At 57.6% G+C, this 22,509-nt stretch carries 26 protein-coding genes; 15 read left to right on the top strand and 11 right to left on the bottom strand.

What is annotated here, in order from left to right; genetic code table 11:
- Nucleotides 1–31 precede the first annotated feature (31 nt).
- Entirely contained in the window at nt 32–568 is a 537-nt protein-coding gene (locus ACZ5VE_RS04495) for a pseudouridine synthase (RefSeq protein ID WP_464456851.1), read from the bottom strand.
- 60 nt (nt 569–628) lie between these two features.
- Between ACZ5VE_RS04495 and ACZ5VE_RS04500 the strand changes: the two genes are divergently transcribed.
- On the top strand, nt 629–1,369 hold the full coding sequence (locus tag ACZ5VE_RS04500; protein ID WP_464456852.1) for an SOS response-associated peptidase: 741 nt from the start codon (nt 629–631) through the stop codon (nt 1,367–1,369).
- Nucleotides 1,370–1,498: 129 nt separating this feature from the next.
- On the opposite strand, the gene ACZ5VE_RS04505 is transcribed toward ACZ5VE_RS04500, so the two are convergent.
- The 4 genes from ACZ5VE_RS04505 to ACZ5VE_RS04520 are packed head-to-tail and all read right to left on the bottom strand — an operon-like array spanning nt 1,499 to nt 4,718.
- Nucleotides 1,499–2,125 carry a pyridoxamine 5'-phosphate oxidase family protein gene (locus ACZ5VE_RS04505; RefSeq protein WP_464456853.1) on the bottom strand — a complete coding sequence of 209 codons (627 nt, stop codon included), beginning with the start codon at nt 2,123–2,125 and terminating at the stop codon, nt 1,499–1,501.
- Nucleotides 2,126–2,178: 53 nt separating this feature from the next.
- Nucleotides 2,179–2,523, bottom strand: a complete 345-nt coding sequence (locus ACZ5VE_RS04510) for a HepT-like ribonuclease domain-containing protein (RefSeq protein WP_464456854.1) — start codon at nt 2,521–2,523, stop codon at nt 2,179–2,181.
- The gene (locus ACZ5VE_RS04515) at nt 2,513–2,821 is read right to left on the bottom strand and encodes a nucleotidyltransferase family protein (RefSeq protein ID WP_464456855.1); all 309 of its coding nucleotides are present in this window, start codon (nt 2,819–2,821) and stop codon (nt 2,513–2,515) included. The genes ACZ5VE_RS04510 and ACZ5VE_RS04515 overlap by 11 nt, the downstream gene beginning before the upstream one ends.
- Before the next feature lie 49 nt (nt 2,822–2,870).
- Nucleotides 2,871–4,718, bottom strand: a complete 1,848-nt coding sequence (locus ACZ5VE_RS04520) for a glutamine--tRNA ligase/YqeY domain fusion protein (protein ID WP_464456856.1) — start codon at nt 4,716–4,718, stop codon at nt 2,871–2,873.
- A gap of 162 nt (nt 4,719–4,880) precedes the next feature.
- Here ACZ5VE_RS04520 and ACZ5VE_RS04525 point away from each other — a divergent pair, with 162 nt between their 5' ends.
- The 3 genes from ACZ5VE_RS04525 (at nt 4,881) to ACZ5VE_RS04535 (ending at nt 7,263) form a co-directional block, all read left to right on the top strand.
- On the top strand, nt 4,881–5,267 hold the full coding sequence (locus ACZ5VE_RS04525) for a hypothetical protein (RefSeq protein WP_464456857.1): 387 nt from the start codon (nt 4,881–4,883) through the stop codon (nt 5,265–5,267).
- Nucleotides 5,268–5,363: 96 nt separating this feature from the next.
- Nucleotides 5,364–6,032, top strand: coding sequence for a DUF2239 family protein (locus ACZ5VE_RS04530; protein WP_464456858.1), 669 nt, complete (start codon nt 5,364–5,366; stop codon nt 6,030–6,032).
- Nucleotides 6,025–7,263: an MFS transporter gene (locus tag ACZ5VE_RS04535; RefSeq protein WP_464456859.1), complete on the top strand. Its 1,239-nt coding sequence runs from the start codon at nt 6,025–6,027 to the stop codon at nt 7,261–7,263. Before ACZ5VE_RS04530 ends, ACZ5VE_RS04535 begins: the two co-directional genes overlap by 8 nt.
- A gap of 86 nt (nt 7,264–7,349) precedes the next feature.
- On the opposite strand, the gene ACZ5VE_RS04540 is transcribed toward ACZ5VE_RS04535, so the two are convergent.
- The 6 genes from ACZ5VE_RS04540 to ACZ5VE_RS04565 form a co-directional block, all read right to left on the bottom strand.
- Nucleotides 7,350–7,964 carry a LytR/AlgR family response regulator transcription factor gene (locus tag ACZ5VE_RS04540; RefSeq protein WP_464457436.1) on the bottom strand — a complete coding sequence of 205 codons (615 nt, stop codon included), beginning with the start codon at nt 7,962–7,964 and terminating at the stop codon, nt 7,350–7,352.
- A complete protein-coding gene (locus tag ACZ5VE_RS04545; RefSeq protein ID WP_464457437.1) occupies nt 7,933–8,262 on the bottom strand; it encodes a DUF6622 family protein in 330 nt (109 codons plus the stop codon). The genes ACZ5VE_RS04540 and ACZ5VE_RS04545 overlap by 32 nt, the downstream gene beginning before the upstream one ends.
- A 211-nt stretch (nt 8,263–8,473) precedes the next feature.
- Entirely contained in the window at nt 8,474–10,111 is a 1,638-nt protein-coding gene (locus ACZ5VE_RS04550) for an NAD(P)/FAD-dependent oxidoreductase (protein WP_464456860.1), read from the bottom strand.
- Nucleotides 10,098–10,961 (bottom strand): beta-ketoacyl synthase chain length factor, encoded by an 864-nt coding sequence (locus ACZ5VE_RS04555; RefSeq protein ID WP_464456861.1) that lies wholly within the window; start codon nt 10,959–10,961, stop codon nt 10,098–10,100. Before ACZ5VE_RS04555 ends, ACZ5VE_RS04550 begins: the two co-directional genes overlap by 14 nt.
- Nucleotides 10,958–12,160: a beta-ketoacyl-ACP synthase gene (locus tag ACZ5VE_RS04560; protein ID WP_464456862.1), complete on the bottom strand. Its 1,203-nt coding sequence runs from the start codon at nt 12,158–12,160 to the stop codon at nt 10,958–10,960. Before ACZ5VE_RS04560 ends, ACZ5VE_RS04555 begins: the two co-directional genes overlap by 4 nt.
- A 67-nt stretch (nt 12,161–12,227) precedes the next feature.
- Nucleotides 12,228–12,902, bottom strand: a complete 675-nt coding sequence (locus tag ACZ5VE_RS04565; protein ID WP_464456863.1) for a phosphatase PAP2 family protein — start codon at nt 12,900–12,902, stop codon at nt 12,228–12,230.
- 150 nt (nt 12,903–13,052) lie between these two features.
- Between ACZ5VE_RS04565 and ACZ5VE_RS04570 the strand changes: the two genes are divergently transcribed.
- From ACZ5VE_RS04570 to ACZ5VE_RS04620, 11 genes are all read left to right on the top strand, one after another.
- The gene (locus ACZ5VE_RS04570) at nt 13,053–13,292 is read left to right on the top strand and encodes an acyl carrier protein (protein WP_464456864.1); all 240 of its coding nucleotides are present in this window, start codon (nt 13,053–13,055) and stop codon (nt 13,290–13,292) included.
- A 5-nt stretch (nt 13,293–13,297) separates the two neighbouring features.
- On the top strand, nt 13,298–14,569 hold the full coding sequence (locus ACZ5VE_RS04575) for a beta-ketoacyl-[acyl-carrier-protein] synthase family protein (RefSeq protein ID WP_464456865.1): 1,272 nt from the start codon (nt 13,298–13,300) through the stop codon (nt 14,567–14,569).
- Between the two features lie 12 nt (nt 14,570–14,581).
- On the top strand, nt 14,582–14,863 hold the full coding sequence (locus ACZ5VE_RS04580) for a phosphopantetheine-binding protein (RefSeq protein WP_464456866.1): 282 nt from the start codon (nt 14,582–14,584) through the stop codon (nt 14,861–14,863).
- Nucleotides 14,863–15,540 carry a COG4648 family protein gene (locus ACZ5VE_RS04585; protein WP_464456867.1) on the top strand — a complete coding sequence of 226 codons (678 nt, stop codon included), beginning with the start codon at nt 14,863–14,865 and terminating at the stop codon, nt 15,538–15,540. Before ACZ5VE_RS04580 ends, ACZ5VE_RS04585 begins: the two co-directional genes overlap by 1 nt.
- The gene (locus ACZ5VE_RS04590) at nt 15,537–16,877 is read left to right on the top strand and encodes an AMP-binding protein (protein ID WP_464456868.1); all 1,341 of its coding nucleotides are present in this window, start codon (nt 15,537–15,539) and stop codon (nt 16,875–16,877) included. Before ACZ5VE_RS04585 ends, ACZ5VE_RS04590 begins: the two co-directional genes overlap by 4 nt.
- Nucleotides 16,864–17,169, top strand: a complete 306-nt coding sequence (locus ACZ5VE_RS04595) for a 3-hydroxyacyl-ACP dehydratase FabZ family protein (protein ID WP_464456869.1) — start codon at nt 16,864–16,866, stop codon at nt 17,167–17,169. Before ACZ5VE_RS04590 ends, ACZ5VE_RS04595 begins: the two co-directional genes overlap by 14 nt.
- Nucleotides 17,166–18,071, top strand: a complete 906-nt coding sequence (locus ACZ5VE_RS04600; protein ID WP_464456870.1) for an LpxL/LpxP family acyltransferase — start codon at nt 17,166–17,168, stop codon at nt 18,069–18,071. The genes ACZ5VE_RS04595 and ACZ5VE_RS04600 overlap by 4 nt, the downstream gene beginning before the upstream one ends.
- Before the next feature lie 20 nt (nt 18,072–18,091).
- Entirely contained in the window at nt 18,092–18,637 is a 546-nt protein-coding gene (locus ACZ5VE_RS04605) for a LolA-related protein (protein ID WP_464456871.1), read from the top strand.
- Nucleotides 18,634–20,961: an MMPL family transporter gene (locus tag ACZ5VE_RS04610; protein ID WP_464456872.1), complete on the top strand. Its 2,328-nt coding sequence runs from the start codon at nt 18,634–18,636 to the stop codon at nt 20,959–20,961. The genes ACZ5VE_RS04605 and ACZ5VE_RS04610 overlap by 4 nt, the downstream gene beginning before the upstream one ends.
- Nucleotides 20,958–21,599, top strand: a complete 642-nt coding sequence (locus ACZ5VE_RS04615) for an alpha/beta hydrolase (protein WP_464456873.1) — start codon at nt 20,958–20,960, stop codon at nt 21,597–21,599. The genes ACZ5VE_RS04610 and ACZ5VE_RS04615 overlap by 4 nt, the downstream gene beginning before the upstream one ends.
- Before the next feature lie 219 nt (nt 21,600–21,818).
- The gene (locus tag ACZ5VE_RS04620) at nt 21,819–22,442 is read left to right on the top strand and encodes a polysaccharide deacetylase family protein (protein WP_464457438.1); all 624 of its coding nucleotides are present in this window, start codon (nt 21,819–21,821) and stop codon (nt 22,440–22,442) included.
- Nucleotides 22,443–22,509: the final 67 nt, after the last annotated feature.

Below are 22,509 nucleotides of genomic sequence, written 5' to 3' on the forward strand. Positions count from 1 at the left end.
CGAATATGCCCACGCGCATGGTTGAGCCCTGTCACACAGGGATTTCTTGCCACGTTCCTGTGGGCAAGTCGTTCAGGTTGTAAGGCCCCACGGCGGTGCGGATCAGGCGCAGCGTGGGCAAACCCACGGCAGCGGTCATGCGCCGCACCTGGCGGTTGCGGCCCTCGCGGATCGACAGCTCCAACCACGATGTGGGAATGCTTTGCCGCTCGCGTATCGGCGGGTTGCGTGGCCACAGGTCAGCGGGCGGCTGTACGGCCCGGGCACGGGCGGGCAGGGTGGGGCCGTCGTTCAGCGTCACGCCCCGGGCCAAGGCCGTCAGGGCTTTGTCGTCCACCACGCCCTCCACCTGCACCAGATAGGTCTTTTCCATCTTGAAGCGCGGGTCGGCAATGCGAGCCTGCAGTTGGCCGTCGTCGGTCAGCAGCAGCAGGCCCTCGCTGTCGGCATCCAGGCGCCCAGCCACATACACCCCGGGCAGGTCGATGTGGTCTTTGAGCCCACGCCAGCGCCCCTCGGGGGTGAACTGGCTGAGCACGCCATAAGGCTTGTTGAAACGGATCAGCATGGATGGAGCAGCGAAATGCGTGGAGGCCGTGAGCGTATCAGGTCGGTTAGCATCCCCTGCATGAGTACCCAATATGAATGTCTGAAAAGCGCCGACCTGTATGCCGAGGCCTTTGGCGTCGCCCCTCCTGAAAACTTGCTGGGCAAAGAAGTCTGGCCACGCCAGCCAGGCTTTTTCATCCGCAAAGCCTTTGTGGCGGCAGACCAAGCCACTGAGTCTGCACCAGAAACTGGCGCTGAAGCCACTTCGGAGGCTGGCGCACCCACCGCCCCCACTTCGGCCCCCGCCAGCCCGCTGGTCCTGGAGCTGGCCCAAGGCCAATTTGGGCTGGTGCCCACTTGGGTCAAGTCGGCATCCGATGCCAAACTGCGCTCGACCAAGCTGGCCGTCACCCGCTACGAAACCATGAGCACCGCCACACCCACGCGTGAGACCTGGCTCAAGGCCCAGCGCTGCATTATCCCGATGCAGGCCTTTTTTGAAGACGACTGGCGCACCCGCAAAGCCGTGCCCACCCGCATTGCCCGCGTGGACGGCAAACCCATGGGCGTTGCGGGCCTGTGGGAGCGTTGGACCCAAGACGGCGAAGAAATCATCAGCTACACCCTGCTCACGGTCAACGCCAACAGCCACGCGCTGATGAACCGCTATGGCCAAAACGGCAACGAAAAACGCATGCCCGCCATCCTGAACGAAGGCGCTTATGGCGCTTGGCTGAACGCCCCGCTCGACAAAGCCCGCGAGTTCATGCGCGCCTACCCGACCAACTTGCTGTTGGCCAATCCGGTGCAGAAAAAGTAAGTCCTGTCACGCCCCGTGCCCTGTCATACCTCGCACGCTGTCATACCCGCGCATGCGGGTATCCAAGGCAGTCGAAGGCATGGACCCCGGATCAAGTCCGAGGTGACAAATGTTTGCCATGCCCGCACCTCAAAGCGACTGTCGGTAGCGCTCCAGCATCTGGGCCTGGGTTTCGGCCTCGATTTCTTCGCCCTTGAAGGTCCGTATCTGGTCGCGCAGCATCTCTGCCATGCTGGGCATCTGCGCCCGGTCGGTCTGGCGCGAGGCATCCCACAAGCCCGAGCGCATGAACGCCTTGGCGCAATGCAGATACACCGACGCCACCGTCAGGCGGATCACCAACGCGGGCGTGCGCCGCGCATCGGCACACAGGGCCAAGTCGGCCGGGTCGGTGGACAGCACAGCACGGCCATTCACGCGCAAAGTCTCGTCAAAGCCCGGTACCATGAACAAGGTGCCCAAGCGGCCCGTGGCAATGATGTTTTCCAGCGTGTCCAGCCGGTTGTTGCCCGGCGCATCGGGCACCAGCAGCGTCTGCGCGTCCAGCACCTTGACGAAACCCGGCTCGCCCCCGCGAGGCGACGCGTCCATGTGCCCATCCGCATCGCTGCTGGCCAGCACCACAAACGGCGACAAGCCAATGAACTGCACCGCATGCGCGTCGATCGACGGGATTTCTTTTTTGAGCGACCGCTCACGGGCAGGGCCGTAGAGCTGGCGCAGGGCGGGGAGGGTGGTGATGTGATGGGTGGTCATGGGCGGGCTGCGGTGCGGCGAAATACCCGAATTGAGTTTGGTTAATCCAATTCTTAAGCCTGTTCGCCCAGCAAAGTCTGAACAACAGAGATCAAGCTGGGCAGTGAATTTTGAGCAATGGTCCACACCGTGCTGGGGTTGACCGTGGCGTAGCCATGGATCAGTTGGTTGCGAAACGCTACGATTTGCGGCAAGTCGGGCAGTTGTGCTGCCATGGCTGCATCCAACTTGGAGAGTTGGTTCAAGGCCTCCCCGATCACTTCAAACTTGCGCTCAACCGCCGCCTGAACCAGTTGATTGTTTTCATAGGCGTTAACGTCCAAGCCTGTTGTGAAGGTTTGGATGGCCAGCGCCGCTTCACGCACATCCCACAAAAATGCGCGAGGGTCACGCTGCATAAATCGATTCGCGGTGCTGGTTGATGCTGGCCAGCACAAAGGGGTTGCGCACCGCACCGGGCTCGATCAGATCGACGCCCCGACCAAGCAGGGTTTCCAGCTCTGACTTGATGCCAAAAAAGCGGTTCAAGTCTGCGGGGGCCTCGGGTGAAAACTCCACCAAAAAGTCGGCGTCGCTGCGCTCTGCATCAAAGTCATCGGCACGGGCGGCCGAGCCGAACACCTCCAGTCGGCGGATTTGGTATCGCTGACAGATGGCCGAAATATCAGCGCGGTGTTGGGCAATGGCGGGGTGCATGGTGCAAGTTTAGCGAGGTTCTGTGCAAGGGGCATTTAAGCCGCTGTCATTACTTGCCCCAAGAATCCTTCAACCCCGTCACCCGGTTGAACACCGGCTTGGCTCCCGCCACGTGATCCAGACGATCCGCTACAAAGTACCCGAACCGCTCAAACTGAAACTTCTGATCCGGCTGCGCAGCAGCCAGTGACGGCTCCACGTAGGCGGTCACCACTTTCAAGCTGTCCGGGTTGAGCGATTGCAAGAAGTCTTTGCCGCCCGCATCGGGGTGGGCTTCGGCAAACAGGCGGTCGTACAGGCGCACTTCGGCTTGCACGCCGTCGGCCACGCCCACCCAGGTGATGGCGGCTTTGGCTTTGACGCTGTCGGCGCCGGGCGTGCCGCTCTTGGTGCCGGGGATCACTTTGGCATGCACTTCGGTCACGTTGCCTGCCGCATCGCGTGAGCAACCGGTGCATTCGATCACGTAGCCGCCCTTCAGGCGCACCACGTTGCCGGGGAACAGGCGTTTGTAGCCCTTGGGCGGCACTTCTTCAAAGTCTTCGCGCTCGATCCACACTTCTTTGCCGATCAGGAATGTGCGGTCGGCGGGTGGCGTTTGGCCCTCGGCCACCGCACTGTGGGGCAGGGCGGGTTGGGTGCAATCTTCTGTGTAGCCGTCGCTGCCAAAGGCCTCGGCCCAGTTGGTCAGCACGAGCTTGACGGGGTCGAGCACGGCCATGCCGCGGTGGGCTTTGTTTTCCAGGTCTTCGCGCAGGCAGCCTTCGAGCGTGCTGTAGTCGATCCAGCTGTCACTTTTGGTCACGCCAATGCGGTCGGCAAACAGGCGCAGGCTCTCGGGCGTGTAGCCCCGGCGGCGCAGGCCCACTATTGTTGGCATGCGCGGGTCGTCCCAGCCGCTGACTTTGCCTTCATTGACCAGCTGCGCCAGCTTGCGTTTGCTGGTGATCACATAGGTCAGGTTCAGGCGGGCAAATTCGTATTGTTTGGGGCTGGGCGCGGCCAGCAATTTGCACTCACACAGGCGCTCCATCAGCCAGTCGTAAAACGGGCGCTGGTCTTCAAACTCCAGCGTGCAGATGCTGTGGGTGATTTGCTCCAGCGCGTCTTCGATGGGGTGGGCAAAGGTGTACATCGGGTAGATGCACCAGGTGTCGCCCGTGTGGTGGTGGGTGGCGCGGCGGATGCGGTAGATGGCCGGGTCGCGCAGGTTGATGTTGGGCGATGCCATGTCGATCTTGGCGCGCAGCACGGCAGCGCCGTCGGCCAGCTGGCCGTCGCGCATTTCGCGAAATCGCGCTAGGTTTTCTGCGACGGTGCGGGTGCGGAAGGGGCTGTCCACGCCGGGCTTGCCAAAGTCGCCCCGGTTGGCACGCATGTCTTCGGCGCTTTGTTCGTCCACATAGGCGTGACCGGCTTCAATCAAGGCCTCGGCAGCGCGGTACATGAAGTCGAAGTAGTCGCTGGCCTGGTAGGGCGCGGCAGAGCCTGCGGCCTGGCCGAGCTGCGCCCAGTCAAAGCCGAGCCATTTCACGGCGTCGATGATGCTGTTGACGTATTCGGTGTCTTCTTTTTCGGGGTTGGTGTCGTCAAAGCGCAGGTGGCACACGCCGCCGTATTCCTTGGCCAGCCCGAAGTTGATGCAGATGCTTTTGGCGTGGCCGACGTGCAAGTAGCCGTTGGGCTCGGGCGGAAAGCGGGTGCGGATCTTGGCTGGGTCGGGCTCGCCCGCAGCGTGGTGCGCGGCGTCGCCGGGGCTGCCTGCCCAGCGGCGGCTGGCGTAGGTGCCTTTTTCCAGGTCGTTTTCGATGATCTGACGCAGGAAGTTGCTGACTTTGTGTTCAGCGGGGGCGGTTGTGGAAGCGGATGCGGGGGCTTTGTCGGTGGGGGAGGTCATAGCGATTGATTTTAGGGGGTGCAGCAGGCAGGAGCTTGCCGCACCCGTTACGAATGGAAACCACTGTAAAGCGCAATTGGTGCACCAAGCACCGGGCTGCCGCGCTAAAGGCTCTGGGAGCTTGCTTTCAAGAAAAGCCAACGTGATCAGAGGTGATTTGTCATGCGTTATTCGTTCAAACCGTCTTTTTCAAGAGCCATGGCGCTGCTCGGCCTGCTGGGCTTGGGGGTTGTGCAAACGGGTTGCGCCCATCCGGTGGTGGTGGAGCCTTCGGTGGTGTTTTCATCGCAAATCGGCCATGCGCCGGTGTATGCCCAGGTGGGCGTGCATGGCCCTGTGATTTATGGGCCACCCCGGGTGATTTATGCCCCACCGCCTCCGCCGCGTGTGATTTATGCGCCGCAGGTGTATCGCCCGGCACCGCCTTGGGCTTACGGGCACGACCGCCATTGGGGCCATGACCGCCACGATGGGGGGCGGCATGAGCGCAGAGACGATCGCCGCGATGGCCACCGCGGTCATGGTGACCGCGACGACTGGCGGCGCTGAGCGTTCTGGGCTTGCCGTCTGTCTTTGGTTTTAATTTATCCGGGTAATTTTATTTAATCCGGGTATAATTTGGGCTTGTCATTTTGAAAGCCTGTTTTGACCGACACCGCCAACCCCGTTCCCCCGCCTGATTTCATCGCCTTTGAAGGCCCGCGTTGCCTGGCCCGAGGCCCTTTGGCCGATGTGGCCTTGCAGGTCAAGGCGGCCACCGAGGCCAGGCCTTTGGCCCGGTTCATGGTGTTCAACGCGCTCAGCAGCGAGATCATTGACTTTGACCACCGGGGCAGCGCAGACGAGGTGTTGGCCCGACTGGCGTTGACGCACCCGTTGGCCCATGCACCCGCAGCAGCAACCGATGCCAGCACCGAGGACAGCGCTATGCCAAGGTCCGGCCCCGGCCGGCCCAAGATGGGCGTGGTGGCGCGTGAGGTGACTTTGCTGCCGCGCCATTGGGCATGGCTGGCCAGTCAGCCCGGCGGGGCGTCGGTGGCGCTGCGCAAGCTGGTGGAGCAAGCCCGCAAGGACAGCCAAGCGCACGACCAGCGGCGTTTGTCGCAAGAGGCCAGTTACCGTTTCATGTCGGCCATGGCAGGCAGTCTGGAGGGTTTTGAAGAAGCGGCCCGCGCCCTGTTCGCGGCAGACTGCCCCCGTTTTGAGGCCCTGATCGCGACGTGGCCTGCCGACATCCAGGCCCATTTGCTGCAACTTTCCCTGGCGGCATTGACGCCTTGTGAGCCCCTCACTTCGGAGTTACCCCATGCGTGAAAAGTTTCGTTCCCGAGAGGCGGCCATGCCTTTCATCATGTTGGCCGTGTTGCTCGACATGGCCGCCATTGGCGTGATCATTCCGGTGCTGCCTGCGCTGGTGGGCAGTTTTGCCAGCAGCCAGGCTGATCAGGCCTATTGGTATGGCGTGACGGCCGTGGCCTTTGGCTTGTCCAACTTTCTGGCGGCCCCCGTATTGGGTGCCTTGTCGGACCGCTATGGGCGCAGGCCGGTTTTGCTGTTGGGCTTCATGGGCCTGGGCGTGAGCTTTTTTGGCACGGCCCTGAGCACCACGCTGGGCGGCTTGATCGCGGTGCGCACGCTGGGCGGCGCCATGCAGGCCAATGCGGCCATTGCCAATGCCTATGTGGCCGACATTTCCGCCCCCGAAGAGCGGGCCAAGCGCTTTGGTTTGCTGGGTGCGATGATGGGCTTGGGCTTCATCGTGGGGCCGGTGATGGGCGGTTTGCTGGGTGCCATCGATTTGCACCTGCCGTTTTATGTGGCGGGCAGTTTGACCTTGTTGAATTGTTTGTACGGCTATTTTGTGTTGCCCGAGTCGCTGCCTGCCGCGCAGCGCAAGGCCTTCAGCTGGCGCAGTGCCAACCCGGCCAGCTTTTTGCGCAAGCTGGGCCAGTTGAAAGGCGTCGGGCCGCTGGTGGGCGTGGTCGCCTTCAGCGCCTTGGCGCAGTTTGTGCTGTACACGGTTTGGGTGCTCTACAACAGTTTCAAGTTTGGCTGGGGCCCGAAAGAAAACGGCTGGTCGCTGGCGGTTGTGGGCATTGTGGCCGTGCTGGTGCAAGGCGTGCTCATGGGCCGTTTGCTCAAACGCTATGCGCCGCCCAGGCTGGCCATCATGGGCCTGGTGTCGTCGGTCATCGCCTACACGCTGTGGGGTGCGGCCACCGAGGGCTGGATGATGTACGCCGTCATCGCCTTCAATTTGCTGGGTGGCACGGTGAACGCCTCGGTGCAAAGCATGATTTCGTCGGCGGCCGACAGCAAAAGCCAGGGGCAGACCATGGGTGCGGTCAGTGGGCTGAGCAGTTTGATGGCGGTGGTGGCCCCGATGTTGGGCGCCCCTTTGCTGGCCATGGTCTCGCACCTGCCGCAAGGTGACTGGCGCATTGGCGCGCCATTCTTCTTTTGTGCGGTGCTACAGGTGGCGTCGCTGGCGCTGGCCATCATGCATTTGCGCAGGCACCGCAAGGCGCGTCACCTCGCGTCCTGAACAGCGTTTCAGGGCTTGGCTTGAACGCCATCTAAAGGCGTTGGATTTCCAGGCCGAAATTTGTCAGGACGCCCTGGCACACCCGCTCACATCGCCTTGAACAAATGCGCGTAAAGGCGGCTCACGCCCAGCTGGTCAGGCTGGCCTTTGAGGCGCAGGCTCAGACGACCGGATTCGTCGCGGGTGACGGATTCGATGGCGGTGGCGCGCACCACGCTGCCCCGGTGGATTTGCCAGAAAACCTGCGCGTCGAGCCGCTGCATCAGTTCTTTGAGCGGGGTGCGCAGCAGCACTTCGCTGCCGTCATGGGTGAACACGCGCACGTATTTGTCGGCCGCTTCCAGGCGGAGCACATCGTCCACCGCCTGCGCTTCAAACGCGGCCATCGCGTATTGGTCATAAGCCGTCACAAACACCAGCAGCGGAAAGGCCGTGTCGCCAGGCCAGTCTTCAGCCAGCTCGGCGGCGGCTTCGAGCCCGCTTTGGCCGGGCATGCGGATGTCAAAAAACAGCACATCGGGGCGGTGTTGCAAAGCCAGCTGCACCGCGCTCAGGCCGTTGCCTGCCGTGGCCAGCACCTGCAGCGCGGGCCACAGGGCGCGCAGTTCGCTTTGAAGGGCCTGGGCCAGCAGGGCTTCGTCTTCGGCGACAGGGCGGTGGGGTGGGTGGTCATGCGTTGGCGCACATGGGCCAGGCCCCAGGATGCGGCGGGGCGGCCTGCGTCGGGTGTGAGCTGCCGGGCACGGTGAAGCGTCGTGTGGCGGGGGCGTAGCTGGCCCCGTCAGGCGCTGCGCCCTGGCCGAGCGCCCAGGTCACCATCAGGCAGGCCGCGGCCCAGGTCAGCAGGGCCAGTGCCAGCCAGGGCGTGGGCCGCCATTGCTGGGTCACGCCCACCAGGGTGAAGATGGTCAGCGCGATGTTTATGCCCAAAAGCCGCCGTGCGCGGACTTGCCGGGTGCGGGTTTGCAGCAGGCCCAGCGCGATCAGGCCAATGAGCAGGGCGAAAACCTAGACGGGGATGTGTTGGAGTGTTTGCATATTCGACATCCTTGTTGAAAAACAACCGCCGAATGGGCGGCTTGCACATCACACCGACACCCCTCTTCAGCGTAAAAAGGAAATGCAGGTGAGGCGATGGAATGTCATGCAGATTGATCCGAAAGATAAGCCGGATGCGATGAAATGAACGCCAGTTGGCGCGAGTGGGTGTTTATGTGGTGTAGAAATCAGCCATGGGCAGCATGGCTTCGGCATCCACGTCTTCAGGACCACCGTTTTCAAGGCAGGCTTTGAGTGCATCACCGTTCAAGTCTGGATATTGAGTGCCTGCATGCGCCAGAATTTGATAACCCAGTTGTTGAAGTTGCTGGCAAGACTGGCGAATTCTGTGAAGGAATGCGTCTTTGTCGAGTTGGTCGTTCAAGCTGCTGTTGAGTTTGGCAAACCACGGCAGTTCGGCTTGGTCCAGCATGACGGCAGGATTGCGTTTGGCGCTGCACTTTGACCAGGCACGCAAAAAGCTTTGAATTTCCAGATTCAGCTTTTGGCATTGCATCAGTTCACTTCGCAGTTGCGACAGTGCCGAGAGGTCGGTCAATCGTTCGTGGAAGAAGAATTGGGCCAATACGCCCCAGTAGTATGTGTAGTCCCAAATGACTTTGACCGGCAAGACTTCCGGGTCACCAAAGATCGGGTATTGGTGTGTGTACAAAGCCAAGGTGCTGTCATAAAACGACTGAAATGTTTGATCAAAAATCTGTGCACGGGCGCCGATGCGTTCGCCACGTCGGTCCAAATCGATCAGTTCGGTGATGTAGGCGTTGCTGATGGCAATGAAATCGCTGCCAGGGGAGTAGAACGGGTCGAGGAACAGACCTGCTTCGCCCGTGAGTGCCCAGCGATCGGCGGAAAAAACTTGTTTACACCCGTATGAAAAACGCTTGAAAAATGCAAAGTCTTGCAGCAAGTGGCGTTTGTCATCAAGTTCATCGAAGAGTAAGGGTTGGTATGTCTCCAACCATTCCATACTTTTCTCGAAAGTGTTCATGCTCTCCAGTGGGTGTTGTGCTGGATTGGCCACAATGCCCACAGAGTGCGATCCTGAGGCCAGAGGGATCAGCCAGACCCAGTATCCGGCACCGACCAGGTGATTGGTCGATAGCCAACGTGCTTGCGGGTTGCACCGCTCACGCCAAGCCATGTTGTCACTCCATTTGTCCAGCTCAATCCTGTCTTTGATGCGAAACCAGACGGCGTGCGAGTCGTGTGCATTCGCTTGCGCCAGGTCGAGTTTTCGCTTGATCAGCCCAGCACGGCCACAGGCATCGACGACCCAATCGGTGCTGACAGCGTGCGCTTGCCCCATGTGTTCGAATTCGATCCGATGCTCGGCGGTCTTGTCTTGGGTGGTCGCCAGATCTATCTTGCGAACCATGGCCGTGTCCAGAAAGTGGATGCCCCGCTCTTGGGCCGTGAGTGCCAGAAAGTTCTCGAAGATGCCCCGATCAATCTGGTAACTGGGGACGGACATGTGGTGACTGGCCCCAATTTCAGTGACTTGATCGATGTCTCTACGCCCCTCGGAAAAAAAGAAGCGAAAACCAAATTTACGCAGTTGGTTTTGTTTGAGATGGTCACCAAGGCCCAGCACTTTGTCGAAATAGTGCGCACCAATCTCCACGCTGGATTCGCCCACTTTGTGTGCGGCCTCAGGCACGGGGTGTGTTCGCCGTTCGAGCACCAAAATCTGGAGATCAGGTAAGCGTTTTTTCAATTGCAAGGAGAGCGTCAGGCCCGCCAATCCTCCACCTAGGATGACAACATCGTATCGGGATTCAAGAGTGTTCATTGTTCAAGACCGAATGCGGATCGGTGGATGTGCGGTGAAGGGATTCATACTGAATGGCGAATGTTTGATGCGCCGAAAGCGTCAAATGAAGCTGTGTTGTTTTCGTTGATGCCAAGGCTTCCAGCAAAGGCCATGCTTGGGCCATACCCGATGCCATCTGCTGTTGTGCACATATCGACTGAGGCAGGCTTTGCGGACCTTGGCTGGGCTTGAGCGCGCAGTGCAGTACGCCCTGTGTGGACGTTGATGCTTTCGCTGAGAGCACCAGTGCAACGGCCATGGGGATGGCGTCTTCAAGTCCGCCGGTCAGTGCATGGGGTTTGGCCGTGTCGTAGCCGACGAGCAAGACAGACTGTTGCTCTGTATGGCACTGCACGATGGCTTCCAAAAGACCGTTGGAAAAGCTGTGGCAGTGCGCGCTGAGTGCCGTGTTGGCTTGCGCGTTGGCTGTGGCCATGCTCCACACGCCGGCAGGTGCGTTGTGAATGGAATGAAGAAATCGGGTCGGCGAAATCAATTGAGGGTTGTCGACCAAGGTGTTGCACAAGTGATCAATGATGGGGGTGTCACCACTGGCAGAGGTGAAGACGCTCAGCAGTTCGGCAGGATCGCCTCCCCACATGGCGATGGCGTTGCGCGCCACTTCGAGCGCCAATGACACAGTCTCTGGGGCTCTGCGCCTTTCCGCAGGGGGGAGCATGGCGGGCAGAGGGATCGGTAAATTTTGAGTTGACTGACTTGCTGAGTGCTCAGAATTCAGATCCATGAGTGCCTGTTGCGCGGCTTCCCAGTTGGGCAGAGATGGCGTCCATACGGCTATGCCGTCAATGCACACATCAAGTTGGGTCATGATTGCCCCCAGATCAACACGCAATTGCTGCCACCGAATGCGAACGAATTGGACGCCACAACCTGAACGGGTTTGTGAATGGGTTCTTTCAGGATGTTGTGACTGCAAGCAGGTTCCAGGGTTTGTGTATTCACTGTGCCTGGAAGCCAGCCTTGCTCCAGCGCTAACAGGCTGAATGCAGCGCCCAGCATGCCTGCAGCACCCAAGGTGTGACCCGTCATGCCTTTGGTTGAGCTGGCCAGCGTGTGAGCACCAAAACAGCGGTTGATCAGCGTGGCTTCAATTTCATCATTTTTAGGTGTCGCTGTGCCATGCAGGTGAACGTAGTCGATGGCGTCAACATGAAGGGCAGCCCTGGCCAGTGCTTGTTGTAGCGCCGCTTCGGCACCTCGTCCGGTTGGATGGGGTGCAGACATGTGGTGGGCATCGCTCGACTCACCATAACCTAGCAGTTGCAAAGGGCCCGCTTCACGTTCGAGCAGGGCAAAACCTGCAGCTTCGCCCAGGTTGATGCCTTGGCGGGCGATGTCAAATGGCCTGCAAGGATCGGGCGAGATCAGTTGGAGGGCATTGAAACCATACAGAACGCTGCCACACAGGCTGTCGACGCCGCCGACAACCACGGCATCGACCAGATTCAAGCGCAGCAATCGCTCGGCGGCGCAAAATGCTTTGGCGCTGGATGAGCATGCTGTGGACAAGGTGTAGCTTGGGCCGTGAATTTCCAGCGCCTCCTGCACAAAGCCGGTCAGTGAGTGCAGGGTGTGCAATGCGGCATTGGATAGAGTCGCAGGAAATTTTCCTGTGACAGCACCATCCACGTAGGCTTGTTCTGTGGCACCAATGCTGGAGGTGGATGTACCCAAAATCAGCGCAACGCGGTCAGCGCCGTATCGTGCGCTTGCTTTGCGCACATCGCTCAGAAACTCATCGCTTTGCAGCCCCATCCATGCCAGACGGTTGTTGCGGCAATCCCAATGTTCCCAGCGTTGGGGTAATGGTGTTTCGAGGCCATCAACCCAACCGACCCATGTCCTTAGATCAGAATATGCGGTCCCATTTCTGACCATGTTCTCGCCTAATGGACGAAGTCCGCTTTGCTGAGCTTGCACAGCGTGCAGCATGGCTGCCTTACCTTGTCCAACGGCCGATGTGGCTGTGTATGACCTGACGTATGCAGGCGAAATAGGTGAAATCACAGGATTTGAAGCTTGTTGTTCATCGTTGCTAAGGCTACCGAGCAAGGACGATGGATGCAGTTTTGAGTCAAACAGATGCCCGGTTGAATTTCAACGAAGGCAGCGCAAACAACACGCCAAGGATCGCGCCCAAGATGGCGTCAATGACCACATGTTGTCGAATGGCCAAGGTGGACCAGATGATTGCCAAGCAATGCAGTACGCTGATCAAGCGCACTGCGCGAGGTGCAGTGGCGGCAACCAAAATGGCATCAATCCAGAACGCTGAAAACACAGCGGTGGCTACATGCATGGAAGGGCAAGCATTGCCGGATGCGTCCATGCTTTTGATTTGTGCCAACGCTGGATACAGGTGCCAGTCGATGTCAAAAACGGGCGTCTTGTTGGGGAACAGCCAAAAGACAAGCAGGCCAAAGGCGCACAGCGCCGTCACCCAGACTCCGAAGTTCAGCAGGACCTTGAAATTGCCAAGGAACGCGGGTGGCAGTGACACATAGACCCATAATGAAATGTAGATGCTGTAAGCAGCGGGTGTGAAGGGAATGAGCTGATCCAGCCAAATCAATGGCATTTCAAATACGGGCTGCAGAGGCTTGGCCAGTACTGAAAAATAGCACCAAAAAAATACAGCCATGAAGGTCGTGGTGCCCAAAGCTTTCAGGTACCAAAGGGTAGCGAAACGACGCCCAACTTGAAGAACCCACGGTGACATAAGTTGCCGCATCAAAACCTTTATTTGCAACGCTGACAGGTTCTCAAAACCAGCTCGATTTGGTTTGTGAAAAACATGTAATTGAATACTTGGTTCTATTTTATTGGGTTTTATAATGCAAGACTAAATTGTGTCTAATGTTCTCACATATGGCTTTCAATCAACTGGTATCGGCATTACATGAATTCATCAGAACTGATAAAAAAATTCCTCAATGAGCGTCTGGATTCGGTCCCCGAAAACATGACCTCCGACTCTTTGTTGGTTGATCTGGGGGTTGACTCTTTGATGTTGGCCGAGTTGATGTTTGAAGCCGAAGACAATTTGGGCATCACCATTGAGTCCGATGTCACACCGCCCAAGACTGTGGGCGAAATGGTTGCCCTCATTGATGAGCTGGTGGCTCGTAAAAAGGCCTGATTTTGATGTCTGTACGTCGAGTTGCGATCACAGGTATCGGGATGATCAGTCCCTATGGTGGCGGCGTCTCTGATTTTTTTGATCATCTTGTTCGCGGCGATTCTGGCGTGAGCTTTATGGCGACGGATGATGTCCCGCAACCGTTGGCAACGCCGTTTGTTTTGTGCCGTCATTTCGAATCGGAAAAAGTGCTGGGCAAGCCGCTCAGCATGATGATGGAGCGCTTTTCCCAGATGGCCGTGGCTTCGGCGTTTTCCGCCTGGGAAGATGCAGGTTTTGACCGAAAGGTTGACGCAGTCGGACTTGAAGAGCGTGAAGATTGGGGATGCATGTGGGGCACGGCTCTGGGGGGTATCTCCGCATTTGAGCGAGGATGCAGGAACCTCTGGCTTCATGGGCGTGAGCGTCTTTCTCCATTGTCAGTGGTGCTCGGTATGCACAACGCGGCTAATTCCCATATTTCAATTCAATTGGGCTTGGGTGGCGTCAGCATGAGTCACAACGTGGCTTGTGCATCGTCCTCCATCGCGATTGGTGAGGCGTTTCGCCGCGTCCGGTCGGGTGAGTCGACCGTGATGCTGGCGGGCGGCTCCGATGTCTCCCAGTGCTATGGCATTGTCAAGGCGTGGGAGGCCATGCGGGTCATGGCCTTGGGTGATCAGGCGACATCGTCATCGGCTTGCAGACCCTTTGCTGCGGATCGCCGTGGCTTGGTGTTAGGTGAAGGCGCTGCTGCCCTCGTACTTGAAGATTGGGACCATGCGGTTCAACGCGGTGCGCACATTCATGCTGAGTTGGTTGGTTATGGCAACAGTTCTGACCGTGATCACTTGGTTCGACCAAACCCTGCTGGCCAAGTTCGAGCCATGCATGCTGCTTTGAAAGATGCCGCGATGGCACTTGAGGATGTGGGCTATGTCAATGCACACGGCACAGCAACGGCTGAGGGCGATCCTATCGAAATCAGCGCGTTGAAGCAGGTGTTTGGCGATCTGTCCCCGCATTTGCCAGTCAGTGCAACCAAATCCATGCATGGCCATTTGCTTGGCGCTGCTGGTGCGATTGAGGCCGTCGTCACCATTTTGGCTTTGCGTGAACAAGCCATTCCGCCAACGGCTCATTTGGCCAGTGGCGGGATTGACCCGACCTGTGAGGGTGTTGATCATGTTCTTACCGGGCGAAAAAATGTGCCTTTAAAGGCCGCGCTGTCTAACTCCTTTGCTTTTGGTGGAAGCAATGCCGTTTTGGCATTTCGCTCCGCTTCTGCTTCAAATTAATAAAAAATGACTATGTCAACTACACTGAATTCGGCTGAAGAGGCACAACTGATGTCCGAGGTCGCTGCGCTGATTGTGGAGGGTCTCAATCTGGAGGTTTTGCCCACAGAGATTGAACCTGATGCCCCCTTGTATGGGGATGGACTGGGCTTGGATTCGATCGATATGCTCGAAATTTCTCTGGTGGTGTCCAAGCAATATGGGTTCCAGCTCAAATCGGATGTTGAAAACAAAGAGGAAATCTTCACCTCTTTGCGCAGTCTCACGCGTCACATTGCCAGCCATCGCGCTTGATGAAATTCTCCGCTCCTCCCTGGCTCAATGCGGCGGCGCTGGGCTGTGTTTTTGTTCTGTGGGCTGTGGCAGCCCATTTGGGCAGCGCAGGGGTAGGTAATGTTGACCTGAATGCTGCAGTCGCCTTGGTGCCTATCTTGGTGTGCCCTGTCCTTTTGCTTTGGCCGCTCAAACGACCTGCCTTGATGCTGGCACTTGTCGGTCTTTTGATAGCGGTCTTTTGGCTTTATTGGCAGCAACTGATTTCCCATGTCGCAGGCTTGTATTACCTGCAACACCTAGGCACGCATTTGGCGATGGCCTTGTTTTTTGGAAAAACCTTGGCAGAGCATCAGGTGCCACTGATCACCCAATTGGCCAAGCGCATTGAAGGAGATCACTTGTCTGCGCTGAAAGTGACTTACACCCGTTGGGTCACCATCGCTTGGACCGCCTTCTTTTGCGTTAACGCGCTGGTCTCGACCCTTCTTTTTGTAGCGGCTCCGTCTGTGGTGTGGTCATTCCATGCCAATTTGATGACAGGCCCACTGATTGCCTTGATGTTCCTGGGGGAGTACGCTGTGCGGGTGCGTTTGTTGCCCGCGCATGAAAGGCCCTCGATTGTGGAGACCATTCGCGCTTATCGTCAGACGACTCAATCCGTTTCTGAAGTTAATCCTCTAGAGCCGCGCGCATGAGTTTGCAACCAGTGATCAGTCAACACGGGCTCAATGACGTTTTGGCTTGGCGTGCGGAGGGGCCGGTTCGCGTCCGGACTTTTTTGGGGCATGCCCAAGCCTTGGCGGCGCAATTACCCCCAGGTGCTTGGCTGCTCAATATGTGTGAGGATCGGTACCATTTCGCAGTCGGTTTTGTAGCGGGTTTACTGACTCAAAAAATCAGTCTGCAACCGTCGTCGCAATCGCCAGAAACGCTCAAACGCATTGCACGCGATTACGCTGATGTGATTTGCTTGAAGGATGGCCCAGGGGACTGGGGAGACATGACTTGTGTCGAGTTTCCGGATTTGATCGAGTCTAGTAATGGGGATCTGACCGAGATTCCGGCATTGCCCGGCGATCAGGTTGCAGCGATTCTTTTTACTTCGGGGTCCACCGGTACGCCCCAGCCGCATCCCAGAACTTTTGGGCAACTCGCCCAGTGCGCCGTGTCTGAGGCGCGAGGTTTGGGTGTTCTTGGCCAGGCTCCAGCGATTGTGGGCACTGTACCGGCACAGCACAGCTTTGGATTTGAGTCCACTTTCTTGTTGGCCTTGTATGGTGGGTGCAGTTTCTGGTCTGGTAAACCGTTTTACCCTCAAGACATTGCGGATGCCTTGGCCGTTGTGCCCATGCCGCGCATGCTGGTCACGACGCCATTTCATTTGTCGGCGTTGGTCGGCTCGGGTTTGCGCTTGCCAAAGATTGAAATGGTCTTGTCAGCGACCGCGCCGCTCAATGCGTCGCTTGCGATGCAGGCTGAGGCCTGTGCGGCAGCACCTGTGCATGAAATCTATGGCTCGACAGAGACATCTGCTTTAGCCACGCGTCGAACCACCGATGGGTTGACGTGGACGCTGTTGCCGGGGGTGGCTTTGCGTCAAGAGGGCGAGGCCACCTATGCCAGCGAAGGCCATGTACCTTCTCGTGTGGCGTTGTCGGATGTGGTCGCGCTGAGTGGTGAGCGACAATTTTTACTGCATGGACGGCATGCCGATCTGGTGAATATCGCCGGAAAAAGAACTTCACTTGCCTATCTTGATGTTCAGGTTTCTGAAATTGATGGCGTTCAGGATGTGGCTTTTTTCTTGCCAGATGTAGAGGTAAACCGTATTGGCCGATTGACCGCATTTGTTGTTGCGCCGGGTGTCACTCTTGCTGACTTGGTGGCAGCCATGCGTCAGCGTCTGGATGCGGTTTTCATGCCCAGGCCCTTGATCTTGTTGGATGCTTTGCCCAGAAACAGTTTGGGCAAGTTGCCGCGAAGCCAGTTGCAGGCCTTGTATGAAGAAAAGCAGGCTCATGCCAGAGATTGATTTGACTTGGCGGGTACCCGCTGACTTGCCTGCTTTTGCAGGGCATTTTGAAGGTAACCCGATTGTTCCGGGGGTGGTCTTGCTGGATCAGGCTTGGGTTCGTGCTCAGGCGCTTGTGGCGCATGACGGTGCCCCTTGGCAAGTGACTCAGGCCAAGTTTTTGAGTCCCGTGCGACCGGGTGAATTGTTGCAATTCATGCTGGAGGTTACGCCACGCGGCAGCATTCGTTTTGATGTTGTCTCTGGTGACCGTGCGGTGGCTTCGGGTGTTTTTTCTCTTGCAAAGCCATGAGCAAACAAGTATTGGGTGGCTGGCGTCACCAGCAAGAAAGAAGCAGTTTGGCTGTGCTCAAACTGATGGTGTGGATCTCTTTGCGCCTGGGGCGTTCTGTGGGGCGCTGCGTGTTGGCGGCTATTGCGCTTTATTTTTTGGCGTTTGCGCCTCAGGCCCGTCGTGCCAGCCGGTCTTATTTGAGTCGGGTTTTAGGGCGGCCGGTTCGACTCCTGGATCAATACCGCCACTTTCATGCATTTGCCAGCACGATTCATGACCGGATTTATCTGCTCAATGATCGTTTCGACCTTTATGACATTGAGGCCACAGGGACAGAGGCCTTGGTGCAAGAGGCTCAGCGTGCTCCGGGTGCCTTGTTGGTGGGGGCGCATCTGGGGAGTTTCGAGGTGCTGCGTGCTTTGGGCAAGGGGCGTGCAGGCTTCAAGGTGGCCATGCTGATGTACGAAGGCAATGCCCGGAAGATCAACGCAACGCTGGACGCCATCAACTCGCAGGCCAGTCAGGATATTGTGTCCTTGGGACGCATGGAGTCCATGCTGGAAGTTCGAGAACGGCTGGATTCAGGGTACTTGGTCGGCATGCTGGCCGACCGCTTTCTGGGCGATAACGGGCAATTGATGTGTGATTTTTTGGGGCAGTCTGCTGACTTGCCTTTGGGGCCATGGCGTGCCGCAGCCATGATGCGGCGACCAGTCTTCTTCATGGTTGGTTTGTATCTGGGAGGCAATCGCTATCGCATTCATTTCGAGCGCTTGGCTGACTTCTCGCAAGTGCCTCGTGGAGAACGAGAGGCTGCCATACAGCGTGCGGCGCAGGACTATGCAGACCGGCTCACACATTACTGCCGTGAAGCCCCCTACAACTGGTTTAATTTTTTTGACTTTTGGGGTTCCAGATGAAGTTTCGTTGGATCATGGGCATGTCGGTCATGTTCTGGATGGTGACTGCCCAAGCCGCTTTTGATATTGACAGCTTGATGGCCGGGTTGGCGGAGCACCCCGGTGGCCGCGCAGAGTTTGTTGAAAAGCGATACGCCGCACTGCTCGACAAGCCCGTCGTGTCCAAAGGCGAGATGACCTACACCGCGCCCAATCGTTTGGAAAAAAGAACGACAGAGCCCAAGGCTGAAAGCATGATTTTGGATGGCGATACGCTCACACTTGAACGTGGGGTTCGCAAGATGACCATTCAATTGTCCAGCCGTCCAGAGGCCAGGGCTTTTGTGGATAGCATTCGCAGCACATTGTCGGGCAATCGCTTGGCGCTGGAGAAGAACTATGCTTTGCAATTGAGCGGCCATGCCGAAGATTGGAAGTTGGTTCTGACGCCTACTGAATCGAAAATTTCGGCATTGCTCAAGCGCATCAATGTCAGCGGCAATGGCCGACAGATACGTGAACTGGAGTACCTGCAGGCCGACGACGATCGCACTGTGATGCAGATCAAGCCGGTCCCTTCGCCATGAACCGTTCCTGGCGCTTTTTTTTGGGTTGGGCGCTGGCCATGCTGGTCGGCATGGGTGTGATTGGCCAAGCCACTGTTACGGCGGACATGTCATTCTTTTTACCCTCCAGGCCTTCTGCTGAGCAGCAGGTGTTGGTGGACCAGCTCAAAAATGGCAGTGTTTCCCGTTTGCTGATGCTGAGTATTGAGGGGGGCGATGTCGTTCAGCGCGCCCATGTTTCACGCCAATTGCGTGAGGACTTGGTTCGGCAAGGGCTGTTCATCACGGTGCAAAACGGGACACAAGACAGTCTCGACGCTGAGCGGAATTTGCTTTTACGTTACCGCTACGTGCTCAGTCCAGCCGTGACGCCAGAGCACTTTACGGTGCCAGGCTTGCGTGATGCGATTGGGGAGACCATTGATGTATTGACGTCGCCGATGGGTTCACTGATCAAACCTTTTGTCATGCGTGATCCGACAGGTGAACTGTTGTCTTTGCTCAGCGGGTTGAACCCTGGTTCACAGCCGCCCCTGGAAGAGGGCGTTTGGGCTTCTCGCGATGGGCAGCGTGCTTTGCTGTTGCTTCAAACCCGTGCACAGGGTTCGGACATGGATGGACAGGAACGTGCCATTGAGTTCGTCAGGCAGGCATTTGCCACTCTGGTGCAGCCTGCCGAATTGAAAGCGCTGCGTTTGGAGATGTCCGGCCCAGGACTCTTTGCGGTGAACTCGCGTGCCGTTATCAAAGAAGAGGTTTCGCATCTGTTTTTGATCAGTTCGATCGCGATGCTGGCCTTGTTATGGGGCGTATACCGCTCACCTCGTCTGATGTTGCTGGGGCTTATGCCTGTGGCGAGTGCGGTGGTGGCCGGTGTCGTTGCTGTGAGCCTGGCCCACGATACGGTGTTTGCGATCACGATCGGGTTTGGCACCTCCCTTGTTGGCGAAGCAGTTGACTATGCCATTTACTATTTTCTACAGTCTTCACGTGGCGGGCTGGACGAATGGCGAAAGCGTTTTTGGCCCACCGTCCGCTTGGGAGTCATGACGACCGTTTTTGGTTTTGGGGCCTTGCTCTTTTCTGGCTTTCCAGGCTTGGCGCAGCTCGGTTTGCATTCTTTGGCTGGGGTGGTTTGCGCTGCTCTGGTTACGCGCTTTGTGCTGCCGGCGGTGGCGGGCGATAAGGTTCGTGCACCAGAGCCAGGGCGCATTGGGGCATTCATGTCCGATGCTTTGCGCCATGTGCGTGTGCTGCGGTGGCCTCTGATGGCAATGACTTTGGCGTCTTCTGTTTATTTGCTGATCAACCGCCATGTGCTCTGGACGCCTGATCTTTCGGCGTTGTCATCGGTCACTGTGCAGGAAGCTTCGCGCGATGTTCGCTTGCGCAGTGATTTGGGTGCGCCCGATGCGCGCTACATGGTGGTGGTACAGGCTGCAGACCAAGAACAAGCCCTTCAAGGCGCAGAGCGTGCGGCGCGTCAGCTGGATGCGCTGGTCCGGCAAGGTCAGATTGGGGGCTATGACAACCCTGCACGCTTCCTGCCCAGTCAGGCGATGCAAAAGTCAAGACGCGACGCATTGCCCACATCAGATGTACTGAGCGAACGTCTGGCGCAGGCCTTGGTCGATTCGCCTTTGTCAGCCAGTCGTTTGGGTCCATTTGTGGAAGAGGTGTCTGCTGCGAGAGACAAACCATGGATGACCCGTGCGGACCTGGATGGGTCGGCCTTGTCATTGGCCGTGGATGCTTTGTTGACGCAAAGCAGCAGCGGATGGACGGTGTTGATGCCACTGCGGCCGGTTGAGGGCGTTGCGGCAGACATCCCCGCGTCCATCGTGCGTGATGCACTGACGGGGAGTGGAGCCGTCTTCATTGACATGAAAGACGAGTTCGAGTCGCTGTATGGGCAGTACATTGCAGAGGCTCAATGGTTGTCGCTGGCCGGCTTGGTGTGCATTCTGGTTTTATTGGCCTGGAGCCTGCGTTCTGCTGCTCAGGTTTTACAGGTCATGTTGCCGCTTTGCTCTGCCGTGATTTTGGTGGTGGCAGGTTTGCATGCAGCCGGTGAACGGCTGCACTTGCTGCACTTGATTGGTATTTTGCTGATCGTTGCAGTGGGGTCGAACTACGCATTGTTTTTTGTTCGCTCCAATGACGCATCAGAAATGGACGACTTGGCTGTGATGTCCTTGGTCACGGCGTGCATGACGGGGGCGATTGGTTTTGGTGTCCTGATTTTGTCTTCGGTGCCGGTCTTGCATGCCATTGGCATCACCGTTGGCCCAGGCGTCATTTTGGCATTGGTTCTGGCGGCAGCTTGGGCCCGAGTACAGAGATGACTGTGTTGACGTTGCATGAGCAAACGGGCCGTGGCCGCAGTGCACTTGTCATGTTGCCAGGTGCCTATATGCCTGCGCATGAGTTCGTGCAAGCGGGGTTCATGCAAAGTCTGGTTGATCAAGATTTGCCACTGGATCTGATGGTGGTTGACATTGATTTGGCCCAGACAGACCCTGAAGATGCACAAAACCGGGTTCGCGAACAAGTTCTCATGCCTGCACGTGCACGGTATGAGCGCTTGTTTGTCGGTGGCATTTCTCTGGGGGGGCAAGCCGCTTTGTTGCATGCAGCGCAAGGGGCCGTGTACATTGATGGTTTGTGTCTGTTGGCACCTTATCCCGGCAGCCGATTGGCGATGAATGCGATTGAGCGTGCTGGTGGACTGGATTCGTGGCAAGCCACGGCATTGGAATTGTCCGATCCCGATTATCAAATTTGGCAATGGCTGAAACAGCGTCCTCAAACAGCGTCATTTTTCATGGGGTATGGACGTGAAGATCGGTTTTTTGATGGCATGCAGCGACAGGCGGCGCAATGGCCATTGGCGTCAATCGATGTGATTCCCGGTGCACACGACTGGCCAACCTGGAAGACCTTGTGGGCCCTGTTTCTGAACCGTGGCGCGTTTGTGCGTTGAAGGAGGGGATGCATGTCTCGCGATTGGAAGCCTTCTGCCACTTTGCAAGCCAGTTTTGCTTTGCATGGCCTTGCTGCTTTGGGCGTCGTGGTCCAGCCTGGTTTGTGGCCGTTGAGCCTGGGGGGGGTGGCGGCGAACCATTTGGCACTGACGTTGGCTGGCTTGTTGCCCAGAACCCGCTTGCTGGGACCCAATCTGACACGTTTGTCGGAGGCTTGCATGGCACGCCGTGAGATTGCTTTGACCTTGGACGATGGACCCGATCCCGAAGTCACGCCTCTTGTGTTGGACATGCTGGATGCAGCTCATGTCAAAGCCACATTTTTCTGCATTGGATGGCGTGCCCGGCTTTATCCCGATATTTGTCGTGAGATCGTGGCGCGTGGGCACCGTATTGAAAACCACGGTGATGCACATTCCTGGGCATTTTCAACATGGGGCCCACGCCGCATCAAAGCCGATATTTCTGCAGCACAAGCCACGCTGACCGACATCACGGGACAGGCACCTCTATTTTTCAGACCGACGGCTGGTTTGCGCAATCCATTTTTGGAGCCGGTGCTGTGCGAATTGGGCTTGCATCTGGCCACCTGGACGCGCCGGGGTTTTGACACCCGGGAGGGGCGAGTCGATGTCATCTTGCAGCGTTTGAAAAAAACGCTGGCTGCTGGTGACATTTTGCTCATGCATGACGGCAACAGCGCGGTCACAGCAGGAGGCGATCCCGTGATCCTGTCTGCTTTACCCGCACTTCTTGAGACTTTTTCTTCTCTTCATCTGGTGCCAGTGACCCTGGCGCATGCCCTTCATGAAAAAACTATTGCTCCAGCTTCTTGTCGATGAGTCCAGTCGACTGTTCAAAAAAAGTGGTCCCTTTGCTTACCACTATGCACGGGGCAAGCTTTCATCG

This window comes from Limnohabitans sp. INBF003 (assembly GCF_055396645.1).

What these genes read in the sequence shown, in the direction of transcription:
- ACZ5VE_RS04495 (WP_464456851.1), bottom strand. Translation starts at nt 568, where the DNA reads ATGCTGATCCGTTTCAACAAGCCTTATGGCGTGCTCAGCCAGTTCACC.
- ACZ5VE_RS04500 (WP_464456852.1), top strand. Translation starts at nt 629, where the DNA reads ATGAGTACCCAATATGAATGTCTGAAAAGCGCCGACCTGTATGCCGAG.
- ACZ5VE_RS04505 (WP_464456853.1), bottom strand. Translation starts at nt 2,125, where the DNA reads ATGACCACCCATCACATCACCACCCTCCCCGCCCTGCGCCAGCTCTAC.
- ACZ5VE_RS04510 (WP_464456854.1), bottom strand. Translation starts at nt 2,523, where the DNA reads ATGCAGCGTGACCCTCGCGCATTTTTGTGGGATGTGCGTGAAGCGGCG.
- ACZ5VE_RS04515 (WP_464456855.1), bottom strand. Translation starts at nt 2,821, where the DNA reads ATGCACCCCGCCATTGCCCAACACCGCGCTGATATTTCGGCCATCTGT.
- ACZ5VE_RS04520 (WP_464456856.1), bottom strand. Translation starts at nt 4,718, where the DNA reads ATGACCTCCCCCACCGACAAAGCCCCCGCATCCGCTTCCACAACCGCC.
- ACZ5VE_RS04525 (WP_464456857.1), top strand. Translation starts at nt 4,881, where the DNA reads ATGCGTTATTCGTTCAAACCGTCTTTTTCAAGAGCCATGGCGCTGCTC.
- ACZ5VE_RS04535 (WP_464456859.1), top strand. Translation starts at nt 6,025, where the DNA reads ATGCGTGAAAAGTTTCGTTCCCGAGAGGCGGCCATGCCTTTCATCATG.
- ACZ5VE_RS04550 (WP_464456860.1), bottom strand. Translation starts at nt 10,111, where the DNA reads ATGAACACTCTTGAATCCCGATACGATGTTGTCATCCTAGGTGGAGGA.
- ACZ5VE_RS04555 (WP_464456861.1), bottom strand. Translation starts at nt 10,961, where the DNA reads ATGACCCAACTTGATGTGTGCATTGACGGCATAGCCGTATGGACGCCA.
- ACZ5VE_RS04570 (WP_464456864.1), top strand. Translation starts at nt 13,053, where the DNA reads ATGAATTCATCAGAACTGATAAAAAAATTCCTCAATGAGCGTCTGGAT.
- ACZ5VE_RS04575 (WP_464456865.1), top strand. Translation starts at nt 13,298, where the DNA reads ATGTCTGTACGTCGAGTTGCGATCACAGGTATCGGGATGATCAGTCCC.
- ACZ5VE_RS04580 (WP_464456866.1), top strand. Translation starts at nt 14,582, where the DNA reads ATGTCAACTACACTGAATTCGGCTGAAGAGGCACAACTGATGTCCGAG.
- ACZ5VE_RS04585 (WP_464456867.1), top strand. Translation starts at nt 14,863, where the DNA reads ATGAAATTCTCCGCTCCTCCCTGGCTCAATGCGGCGGCGCTGGGCTGT.
- ACZ5VE_RS04590 (WP_464456868.1), top strand. Translation starts at nt 15,537, where the DNA reads ATGAGTTTGCAACCAGTGATCAGTCAACACGGGCTCAATGACGTTTTG.
- ACZ5VE_RS04595 (WP_464456869.1), top strand. Translation starts at nt 16,864, where the DNA reads ATGCCAGAGATTGATTTGACTTGGCGGGTACCCGCTGACTTGCCTGCT.
- ACZ5VE_RS04600 (WP_464456870.1), top strand. Translation starts at nt 17,166, where the DNA reads ATGAGCAAACAAGTATTGGGTGGCTGGCGTCACCAGCAAGAAAGAAGC.
- ACZ5VE_RS04605 (WP_464456871.1), top strand. Translation starts at nt 18,092, where the DNA reads ATGTCGGTCATGTTCTGGATGGTGACTGCCCAAGCCGCTTTTGATATT.
- ACZ5VE_RS04610 (WP_464456872.1), top strand. Translation starts at nt 18,634, where the DNA reads ATGAACCGTTCCTGGCGCTTTTTTTTGGGTTGGGCGCTGGCCATGCTG.
- ACZ5VE_RS04615 (WP_464456873.1), top strand. Translation starts at nt 20,958, where the DNA reads ATGACTGTGTTGACGTTGCATGAGCAAACGGGCCGTGGCCGCAGTGCA.
- ACZ5VE_RS04620 (WP_464457438.1), top strand. Translation starts at nt 21,819, where the DNA reads ATGGCACGCCGTGAGATTGCTTTGACCTTGGACGATGGACCCGATCCC.